Below are 11,000 nucleotides of genomic sequence, written 5' to 3'. Positions count from 1 at the left end.
ACCTCTAGGGGAATCGAACCCCTGTTACCACCGTGAAAGGGTGGTGTCTTGACCGCTTGACCAAGAGGCCATATCTTTCGTCGCTGTTATCTTAGCGACCTGACATAGACTATAATACAAGATATTTATCAAAGTGTCAACATATTTTTTGTTTTTTTTTATGTTATATTATGGTTTTCGTCTAAAACCACGATAAATAGGGCTTTAGACAAAATTTTTATATTAACACTTTTATTCCTAATACTGTTTTATTCCCTTATAATCTATATGTTCCATTATTATTAAAGCTGTATCTTCTATAGCTCTTTTAGTTACATCGATAATTTTACAACTTAATCTTCTCATAAGTTTATCCGCAAAATCTAATTCTTGTAACACTCTCTCAGCATTAGCGTATTGTATTTCCGTAGATAACTTTGAAAACTTATCTATCCTATGCTTTCTTATTTCAATTAGCTGCATTGGATCTATTGTAAGTCCTATTATTTTTCTTCTATCAATTTCAAATAGCTCATTAGGTATTGGCACTTCCGGCATAACAGGTATATTTAACGCCTTAATGCCCTTATTCGCTAAATACATACATAGTGGCGTTTTGGATGTCCTGGAAAGCCCAACTAATATTACATCAGCATTTTTAATACCAGAATGATCTTTACTATCATCGTATTGTATTGCAAATTCCATTGCCTCTATTTTTTTGTAGTATTCTGAATCTATTTCCCAAATGGCACCAGGTCTATAATCGGGAAGCTTGTTCAAAATTTTCGATGCCACGCTAATACATGGACCTAGCACATTCGTTATATGTATACCAGTTTCTATACTTCTTTGAACTAGAAACTCTCTAACATCGACTAAAATTATTGTCGATATAATCATAATATTTTGTTTATCCTCTATTTTATTTATAAACTCATTTACATCTTCAAAACTTTTTATATAAGGTACTCTTTGCACCTTTATTCCATCACAGAACTGACTGGCAGTTGCTCTTGCAACTTGCTCAGCAGTTTCTCCTATGGAGTCGGATACCGCATATATAGTAAACATTAATAAATCCCCCCTTAAATCTACAACCTTGAAAGTTCCACAAGTGCACATCCTTCTATAGCTATAATACCTTTATTTTTACATAAACTCAATATATCTCTACTTCCAGCACCAGGTTGTATTAGTACTTTATCTATATTAAGACTTAAGGCATTTTCCATTACTTTTAATCCCTGCATAGGGTTTATACATAAATCAATAACATCTATGTTATTGGGCACGTCTTTTAACTCCCTATATGCTTTACCGGTATTATCTCTAGGGTCTACCCCTACTACATTGAAATTAGCTTCTTGTAAAGCCTTTAATATTTTATGTGCATACTTACTCTCATTTAATACATCACCTACAACTACCCAATTTTTATAATTTAGTAATTCTGAAGCTTCCATACAAAATATTTCTCCTTTCAAAATTAAGTTTTAAGTTATGCCTATACAAATATTATATACAAAATATGATTAAATATAAAAGAAATCTATTTTCCATATTCCCTTTTTATATAATCATCTTCCAACACCTCTACTTGTTCTACCTTATTTCCAATTATATAAATAAAAATTCTATTACAAAATCCAGATATTTGAGGTAAAATAATATAAAATAATTTTATCACAAGGAGTTGTTTATATTGTTTCATGAAATAATTGTAGTAGGTGGGGGAGCTTCTGGTATTATGTCTGCAATTGCTGCTAAAGATTCTGGTAAAGATGTAGCAATAATAGAAGGTAATAGCCGAATAGGTTCTAAAATATTAACGACTGGCAATGGTAGATGTAATATAACAAACACTAATATCTCTTATTCAAACTATCATAGTCAAAATCCTGAATTTTTCAAGTACACTTTAGATAAATTTACACTAAAGGATACAATAAACTTTTTTTATTCATTAGGTCTTCCTTTAACCACTTTAGAAGACGGTAAAATGTATCCGTTATCTCTTCAGGCCTCTTCGGTGCTTGATATATTTAGAATGGCCTTAGAAGACCGCAGCATACCGGTTTATACTAATAGCAAGGTTTCTAGTATACGAGTTTCTTCTGAGTCTTTTAAACTATTTACGAATTCGGATGAGACATATGAATGTAATAAGCTTATATTATGTTGCGGTGGTAAATCAGCCCCTAATACTGGTTCTGACGGTTCTGGATTTACTCTAGCTAAATCCCTAAATCATTCTATCATATCTCCAATACCAGCACTGGTTCAACTTAAATTGAATTATAGGAGTTTGAAAGCTTTATCTGGAGTAAAATTTAATGGCTTTGCTGAAATATTTGTAGACGGTGTTTCAGAAAGAAAAGAATTTGGTGAAATATTGTTTACTGATTATGGTATATCCGGTCCCCCTATACTTCAACTAAGTCGTACTGCTTCTCATGCTTTAGCTAGAGAAAAAACTGTTATCTTAACATTAGATATGATGCCTGATATTAATAAAGAGGACTTAATAGATTTTCTTGAAAACCATTGGGGAACTTTTAGTTATAGAAGTGTTTACAATTCCTTTATAGGGCTTATAAATAAGAAAATTATTCCTATAATCTTAAAGGACGCTTATATAGACAATATACATAGTCTATGTTATGAATTGAACTGGAAACAAAAACATAAAATATTTGAGCTACTTAAGGGATGGAAATTTACAGTATGTGATACTAACTCTTTTAAAAATTCTCAAGTGACTGCCGGTGGGATAGATACAATCAGCATAAATCCCCGAACACTTGAATCAAAAACAATGAAAAATTTATATTTTGCAGGTGAAATTTTAGATGTTGATGGAGATTGTGGAGGATTTAACTTACATTGGGCATGGGCTTCAGGATTTATAGCTGGAAAAAATGCTGCTGAAAAATAAAATCAGCAGCATTTTTATTTAAATAACTATATATCTGATACTTCCATAGTTTGATCTCTTCTTGGTCCAACTGATACTATTGATATTTTTGTACCAGTAAATTCTTCAATTTTCTTCAAGTATGTTTTTGCATTTTCTGGAATTTCATTATAACTTCTAGCATTTTCTATGCTTTCATCCCAACCTTCGAATTCTTCATATATAGGCTCACATTTAGCTAAATCTTCAAGGCTTGCTGGAACGTAGTCAATAACTTTTCCATCAAACTTGTAGCCTACACATACCTTTAACTTTTCCATACCTGCTAAAGTATCTATTTTAGTTACAGCAAAGCTTGTAAGTCCTGAAACTCTGGCTGTAGTTTTAAGTATAACTAAATCAAGCCATCCACATCTTCTTGCTCTTCCTGTAGTTACTCCGTACTCATGACCTTTTTCTCTTATCCAATCGCCAGTTTCATCAAATAGTTCTGTTGGGAAAGGTCCCTTTCCTACTCTTGTTGTATAAGCTTTAGCTATTCCTACTGCACTAGTTATTGCTGTTGGTCCAATTCCTGCTCCTATACATACACCGCCTGCAATAGTATTGGAGGATGTTACGTATGGATAAGTACCATAATCTATATCAAGTAATGTTCCTTGAGCTCCTTCAAATAATACCTTCTTATTTGCTTTTATAGAATCAAATACTTCAACTGATGTATCTTTTACAAAAGGTCTAATTCTTTCAGCATAATCTAAATACTCATTGTATATAGCATCAAAATCTAAGCTGTCCCCTCCATAAACTTTTGTTATAATATCGTTCTTTGTTTCAACGTTATCTCTAAGTTTTTCTTCAAATACTTCCTTGTGCATAAGGTCACAAATTCTTATACCACTTCTCTCCATTTTATCAGTGTAACAAGGTCCTATTCCTTTTCCAGTCGTTCCTATATCTTTTTTTCCTCTAGCTTTTTCTTTTATTCCATCAAGTATTTTATGATATGGCATTATAAGCTGTGCTCTATCACTTATTATTAACTTTTCAGGAGTTACTTCTACTCCTACTCCTTTTAAATAGTCTATTTCCTCGAATAGAGCTTTAGGATCTACAACTACCCCATTACCTATTACATTTAATTTGTTATCATAAAGCACACCTGAGGGTATTAAATGAAGTTTATATTGCTTATCTCCAACCTCAACGGTATGTCCTGCATTGTTTCCACCTTGAAATCTAACTACAACATCTGCGCTCTCCGCAAGATAGTCTGTCATCTTTCCTTTTCCTTCGTCTCCCCATTGGGCTCCTAATACAATAAATGCTGACATAAAATTTTCCTCCTCTTAATTAAGTAACCTATTTTAAGTATAATCAAGTATTTATTTGCTTGATATATCTCTTGCTACAACAACACCAGTAACAGATGCCTGCATAAGACCTCTAGTTATACCTGCACCATCACCTATAGTATATAAATTTTTTATGTTTGTTTCAAATTTATTATTAGTATCAAATTTACTTGAATAAAATTTGACCTCCACTCCATAAAGTAATGTGTTTTTGCTATAAAGTCCTGGAGCAACTTTATCAAAGGCTTTTAGCGCCTCAACTATTGAAGTTAAGTGCCTTTCAGGTAGTACAAAACTTAAATCACCTGGAACTGCAGATTTTAATGTTGGAATAGTAGTAGATTTTTTTAATCTTGAATAATCTGTCCTTCTACCATTTAACAAATCTCCAAGTCTCTGCACCATTATTCCTCCACCAGTAAGCATATTCCCCAGTGTTGCAACATATTTTCCATATTCTATTGGTTGATTAAACGGCTCTGTAAATGTAGTTGATACAAGCATTGCAAAGTTTGTATTTTCAGTTCTTAATTCTTTTTCTGAATAACTATGCCCATTAACTACAGCTATAGCTCCATCATAATGCTCCTGCGATACAACACCTCCTGGATTCATACAGAAAGTCCTAACCTTATTATCAAATGTATCAGAGTAATACACAAGCTTTGCTTCATATAAATCCTTAGTTAGATGGTCCATTATAGAATTTGGCACTTCAACTCTTACACCTATATCAACCGCATTATTTGTAGTTTTTAAACCTAAGCTTTTAGCCTGAGCTGAGAGCCATTCAGCACCACCTCTTCCTGGAGCTGCTACAATATAGCTACATTCCACATTCATCTGTCCTTCTGCGTTTTCTAGTACAACTCCAGATGCTTTTCCATTACTAACAATTATATCTTTTACATCTGTAAGTTCATTGAATTCTGTATTTGTATTATCTACAAGATGGTGATACATCTTCTTTAATACTTCATAAGCAAGTTCTGTACCTAGATGCCTTACAGGGCACTCTATAAGGCGAATATTATGCTTACTTGCTTCATATTTTATCTTATCTATCTTTTCATTATTAAGACCATAAATTGTTTTATTCGCGCCAAAATTCAGGTATATATCATCACAATATTTTATTAATTCTATTGCTTCTGATTCAGAATAATATTCAAGAATCCTTCCACCAACTTCAGGACTCAATGAAAGCTTCCCATCTGAAAAAGCACCTGCACCAGACCATCCAAATGTTATACCACATGGCTTGCAATTAACACATTTTCCTGTAGTTCTCTCTGGGCATTTTCTCTTCTCTATATTTCTTCCTTTATCCACTATTAATATGCTTAAGTTGGGATTAAGTTTTGTAACTTCTAATGCTGTGAAAATTCCAGCCGGTCCTGCACCAATTATAATAACATCATAGCTCTTTTTCAAGACACATCCCTCCTAATTTAATCCTATCAAAAGTATATAACTCAGTCAATAATAAATACGAATATTAGGTTATTATTTTACATTAAAATTCGTTAATTTTTCTATTATTAGATATCTTTATATCATTAACGTGTAAATATAATTCACTTTCTAAATTTAAAAAATCATAATATATTCATTTAGCTCTTATTTTAAGAACGCTTTGATATTCATAGCATACACTAAAACAAAAATATAATTACTTTTAAGTTGGAGTGATATTATGAATTTACCAAATACACTCACTCTCTTTAGGTTACTCTTAATTCCTATTTTTGTTTCACTTTTTTTTTCTAGATTACCTAATAACTTAATTTATTCAATTCTTGCATTTTTCATTGCTGGAATTACAGATATATTAGATGGTTATATAGCACGAAAATATAATTTAATAACAAAATTAGGCATAGTGCTAGATCCTCTAGCTGATAAGCTTATGATAATAACAGTTTTAACTTGCCTAGCGATAAAAAAATATATATCCTTATGGATACTGTTAGTAATCTTTATAAAAGAACTCTTTATGATATTAGCCGGAATTAAGCTATATCATAAAAATACTATTATTCCATCTAATAAGCTGGGAAAGCTTACAACTATATTATTTTATCTATCCATACTCATTTTGACATTCAATAAAAATATTGGAAATTTACTTATATATGTAGCAGTTATAAGTGCATTTATAGCATTTATAAACTATCTTATTTTATATTCAAAAGAAAAAAATAAACCGTGAAGACAAACTTAAAAAAGCTAGAATAGAAACCACTATAGTTTCATTCTAGCTTCTCTTAATTCCACATATCATCTGACAAATCCGCTATTATCTTTTTCCTTTTTCTTGTTTGCTCATAGTCTATAGCGATATCTTTTTCTATTCTAATAACATATCCTACTCTAGCCTCTTGAGGAATTTTATCTATGCTAATATTAATTATTTTATTATCCTCTAATTCTATAACCGCAAAGCTCCCTTCAAACCTATCAATTACTCCAAATATACCAATCACTTCCTTAAATGTTTTATCTATTTAAATGTATGATAGCGTAAATTATAATAGGTGTAAAAATAATGAATCCCCATCTATATCATTCTGCTTACTCCCTAAAAACGTGTTATTATTATCATCCTTTTTTATTGTGCTATTTACCACTTTTAACAACTCACTCATATTAAATGGTTTAGATATATAGTTATCCATACCTGCACTTAAAAATTTCTCTTTATCTTCCTTTAATGCATATGCTGTTAATGCTATAATAGGCGTATGCTTGTTACTATTTTCCTCAGATTTTCTTATTATTTTCGTAGCTTGTAAGCCATCTAGTACAGGCATTTGTATATCCATAAAAACTAAATCATATTGCTTATTTTCAATAAGGTTTAAAGCCTCTTGACCATTATCCGCTATTTCACATATATGTCCATTCTTTTTAAATAGATTATATATTACCATTTGACTTGCTTTATCATCTTCAACAATTAATATGTTTAATCTTCTGCTTATAGAATTATTTACTAATACCTTAGGTTTCTTATCATTTACTATATTTGTATTGCTGTATTTTTTTCCTCTTTCAAGTAATATATTGAAAGAAAATACTGATCCTACGTCCTTTCTACTTCTTACTTCTATTTTTCCACCCATCATTTCAACAAGACCTTTACATATGCATAATCCTAATCCCGTTCCCAAACTCTTTTTTGTATAATCCTTATTATCAATTTGACTAAATCCTTTAAATAACTTAGATATATCTTTTTTATCTATACCTATTCCTGTGTCCTTAATAGAAAGCTTTAAATTAATTTTTTTATCAATAGATTCTAACTTTTCAATTGTTAAAGCTATGGTTCCATACTTGGTAAATTTTATAGAATTATCAATTAAGCTGTCTAAAATCTGTTTTATTCTTATAGAATCTCCAACTAAGGTATCTGGTATAGACTCATCCATCTTAGCTTTAAACTCCAATTTATATTCTAATGCCTTAATTGTGCTCAATCTTACAATTTCATCTATTAGTTCTTTAAAGTTAAATTCAGCATTATCAATTTTCATTTTCCCAGCTTGTATTTTTGAAAAATCTAAAATACTATTAGTCATATCCAATAAATTTAGTGCACTTGACTTTACTAAACTTAAGTTTTCTCTTTGATCTGATTTTAAATTACTCATAAGAGTTAAATCTGTCATTCCTATGATGCCGTTAACTGAGGTTCTAATTTCATGACTAATATTAGAGAGAAAATCACTTTTAGTCTTATTATCAATTTCTATACTTTCTTTTTCTTTTTTTAAGTTATCTATTTCCACCCTATACTCGGTAACATCATTTAATGTTATTATTCTACCATCAAATCCATCCTGTATATTATCTAAAATTGTGATTTTGATTTTAAAATACTTCGGACCATTATTGGTTAGCATATCTGTTTCTATACTTAATTCTTTGCTTCCATCTTCAACTTGTATTAGTTCCTCATTAAATTGAGCTATTACCTTATTTACTTCATCTTGCACATCTATATTACCAAATGTATTAAGAGCTTTAGGGTTTAAATTAAAAATCTTATTGAATTTGTCTATTAAAATAACTTCAAAAGGTAACATTTGAACTATTTCCAAACACCAGTTTTTACTTAAGTCTACAACAAACTTATTATCCTTCTCACTATTTAACAACTAAAATACCCCCTAAAAATTTACAAAATACAAATTGTTAAAATGGTAACAATCAGTTTTAACAAATATGAGCATTCAATGCATAAATAATTTAACATTAACTTTTAGTATTCACAATAATAAAATATTGTTTTAAACTTCATGAATCCAATTTAAAAATATTTTGTACCATCCACTTGCTATAAGTTATAAAAATTTACAGCAATAAACTTTAGCCTTTTAGTTTTAATTATAAATACAGGTAAAAAAAATTTCAATATATTTTTAGCAGGAATTATTATATGTATATTTCCTGAGCAATAAAAATGTATTGAAATTTTTAGTTTTAATTATAAATTTTTAATTATTTTAAGTAAACTTAGTGCAGCTCTCCTCGGTCCTTCTTTTTCCTCTCCACTTATTCCTAAACGTGTTCTCAACTGTCCAACCTTTATACCCGCTTTGAAGAATTCATTAAAGTATGTTTTAAGAAGTTTATTCATCTCTTCCATTCTTTGAGCTGGACCAAAAGGGTTTGCAAAATATGTGTTTACTAATCCTTTTTCACTTGTTGTTCCTTTAGCAATCCTTGTTCCACTCTTAAAGATATCAATAGCCTCGTCCACACTATTAATAAACTCTAAGTCTTCTCCCTCTTCATAATTATTTGCATATAAAAACATATTAATTGAATATCCTTTAATAATTTCTTTGTAAACTGTAACAGGAATGACAAGTCTTGCATTTATCTTATCTGGATTCATGAATATACTTCTATCTATTTGTTTAAATGCATATCCTGTATCTAAATCATCAAGCCTAATAAAAGCTCCTACTTCGGTTCCGTATCCTAATATTACTTTACTTTTATCAATTTTTATTACTCCCATATCATCAAATATGATGTTCATATCACTTATATAATCATCGCTTAGCTGCCTAAAAGCTTCTAAACTCTCAGACTTTCCAGCCCCACTATCACCTACTATGACTATATTGGCAATTTTATTGTTTTTATTAACTATATTCACCATAGCCCCATGAACTGGTAAATAACCTCTTTTTATCATTATAAGATTATGCAAAGTCAATGTCATTTTTTTCATATAACCAAAGTAATCTATTTTCTCATTGTTATTTACATATCCAAGTAATATATCGTTTTCCTTATCATCATAAAAGACTGTCTTAATTTCGTCATTGTCATCCCTTATTCCAAATACATATACTATATCTGGCTTTTTATCCTTATACTCTTCCTCACTAGCAATTTCGAACAAATTACAAAGACTTAATCCGTGAGCCATATAGTCCCTATGAAAATAAATATATGCTAGAAGACTTCCTACCTTAGCAGGGTAACATAACCAGTGATCTTTATTTATACTTTTATTCTTTAATGGATTATCAAAACACTCTTTGAACATTCCATCTCTCTTGTTTTTCTTTGGATATACTATAAATGGTGGATCAAGAAGTATTGATTGAATAAAAGGTATGTTATCTAAACATAAGTATTCTTTAGGATAAGGCCATCTAACATCATTTAATATTAGCCCTGCATTTCCTCCAACGGGAAGTTGTCTATAGACTCTAGGCTTATAACCTAAAACACTTTCTTCTACTTTTCTATAAATGTCTAAAATTAATTGTGTAAACCTATTATTTGCCTCAATAAAACTTACGTTTTGTAACCCATCTATAATCTTAGTATTTTGAACAATAGTGTATCTTTCGATCTTTCTCCAAAATCCATAAAAGTCTTCAATAAATGCAATAAACATATCCTTATCTTCTAACATTCTTCTATACTGATCGTTAATCTTATTTATTTCATCTACATTTAGCATCATTAAAATTTTAAATAACTTTATAATATGCTCTACTAAGTTAACCTTACTTTCCTCTTTTCTAAATCTTATATACTTATAGATATTGGATTCCTTCTTTTCTATTCTATTTAAGTATGCCTTCAGTACCTCTCTAAATCCATTGCTATTAAACAATTTTTCAGCAGTATCACAATATTTTGTAGTAAAATTAATCATTGCTTTTTCGTTATTTAGGTAAAATTCCTTATACATCTTTACCTCCTAAAACTTTTTAGCATAAACATGAATTATTAATTCCTCTAATTCTTATATTATTCAAGGCAAAAAATTATATTACAAAAAAAGTGAAAGCCCTTGAAAATCAAGGGCTTCAAATTAACTGGTGCTTCTAACAGGGATCGAACCTGCGACCTACTGATTACGAATCAGTTGCTCTACCAACTGAGCTATAGAAGCATAACTTCATATCTATTTTAACTTAATATCCCATAAGTGTAAAGTACTATATTGATTATTTAACAAAATATGTATTATTTCAGCAATTTAATCAAACTTCTACATAAAAAAATAAACAAGAGAACTGTTGCAATATATAGATAACAACGGTCGAAAGTAAACTTATGCTCCGGTAGATGTTTACTTTCTGGTGTGTTTATCTATATAGACACTTAACTTATACTCAGGGATATATTGACATTCTGGAAGACACATTTAAATACTTTTGATACAAGTCTTAGCTCATATTTTGGAAAAAGCTTAGAATATTTGATTGTTT

The 11,000-nt window shown here is 30.0% G+C and carries 9 protein-coding genes and 1 tRNA gene; 2 read left to right on the top strand and 8 right to left on the bottom strand.

The features are described from left to right. Nucleotides 1–237: 237 nt before the first annotated feature. Together I6U48_RS15180 and I6U48_RS15175 are read right to left on the bottom strand one after the other, a co-directional pair. Nucleotides 238–1,053 (bottom strand): pyruvate, water dikinase regulatory protein, encoded by an 816-nt coding sequence (locus I6U48_RS15180; protein ID WP_218321316.1) that lies wholly within the window; start codon nucleotides 1,051–1,053, stop codon nucleotides 238–240. Nucleotides 1,054–1,073: 20 nt separating this feature from the next. Continuing rightward, nucleotides 1,074–1,445 carry a CoA-binding protein gene (locus I6U48_RS15175; RefSeq protein ID WP_218321315.1) on the bottom strand — a complete coding sequence of 124 codons (372 nt, stop codon included), beginning with the start codon at nucleotides 1,443–1,445 and terminating at the stop codon, nucleotides 1,074–1,076. Nucleotides 1,446–1,684: 239 nt separating this feature from the next. On the opposite strand from I6U48_RS15175, the gene I6U48_RS15170 reads away from it, so the two are divergent. Next, nucleotides 1,685–2,917: a BaiN/RdsA family NAD(P)/FAD-dependent oxidoreductase gene (locus I6U48_RS15170; RefSeq protein WP_218321314.1), complete on the top strand. Its 1,233-nt coding sequence runs from the start codon at nucleotides 1,685–1,687 to the stop codon at nucleotides 2,915–2,917. Between the two features lie 26 nt (nucleotides 2,918–2,943). Here the strand turns inward: I6U48_RS15170 and I6U48_RS15165 are convergent, their stop codons facing one another. Both I6U48_RS15165 and I6U48_RS15160 read right to left on the bottom strand, forming a co-directional pair. Continuing rightward, on the bottom strand, nucleotides 2,944–4,230 hold the full coding sequence (locus I6U48_RS15165; RefSeq protein WP_218321313.1) for an adenylosuccinate synthase: 1,287 nt from the start codon (nucleotides 4,228–4,230) through the stop codon (nucleotides 2,944–2,946). Nucleotides 4,231–4,281: 51 nt separating this feature from the next. Beyond that, entirely contained in the window at nucleotides 4,282–5,685 is a 1,404-nt protein-coding gene (locus tag I6U48_RS15160; protein WP_218321312.1) for an NAD(P)/FAD-dependent oxidoreductase, read from the bottom strand. Nucleotides 5,686–5,947: 262 nt separating this feature from the next. Here I6U48_RS15160 and pgsA point away from each other — a divergent pair, with 262 nt between their 5' ends. Beyond that, nucleotides 5,948–6,463, top strand: a complete 516-nt coding sequence (gene pgsA / locus I6U48_RS15155; protein ID WP_218321311.1) for a CDP-diacylglycerol--glycerol-3-phosphate 3-phosphatidyltransferase — start codon at nucleotides 5,948–5,950, stop codon at nucleotides 6,461–6,463. Between the two features lie 55 nt (nucleotides 6,464–6,518). Here the strand turns inward: pgsA and I6U48_RS15150 are convergent, their stop codons facing one another. The 4 genes from I6U48_RS15150 to I6U48_RS15135 form a co-directional block, all read right to left on the bottom strand. Beyond that, complete coding sequence (locus tag I6U48_RS15150) at nucleotides 6,519–6,737, bottom strand: DUF3006 domain-containing protein (protein ID WP_376774567.1); 219 nt, start codon at nucleotides 6,735–6,737, stop codon at nucleotides 6,519–6,521. Between the two features lie 42 nt (nucleotides 6,738–6,779). After that, on the bottom strand, nucleotides 6,780–8,414 hold the full coding sequence (locus I6U48_RS15145) for a response regulator (protein WP_246615373.1): 1,635 nt from the start codon (nucleotides 8,412–8,414) through the stop codon (nucleotides 6,780–6,782). 329 nt (nucleotides 8,415–8,743) lie between these two features. Further along, a complete protein-coding gene (locus I6U48_RS15140) occupies nucleotides 8,744–10,477 on the bottom strand; it encodes a phosphoenolpyruvate carboxykinase (ATP) (RefSeq protein WP_218321310.1) in 1,734 nt (577 codons plus the stop codon). Between the two features lie 128 nt (nucleotides 10,478–10,605). After that, nucleotides 10,606–10,681 (bottom strand) — tRNA-Thr (locus I6U48_RS15135). Nucleotides 10,682–11,000 lie beyond the last annotated feature (319 nt).

It is taken from the genome of Clostridium thailandense (assembly GCF_019207025.1).
GTDB lineage: Bacteria > Bacillota > Clostridia > Clostridiales > Clostridiaceae > Clostridium_AM > Clostridium_AM thailandense.
Note: the sequence above shows the minus strand (reverse complement) of the source record. Positions and strands in the feature narration are given on the sequence as shown.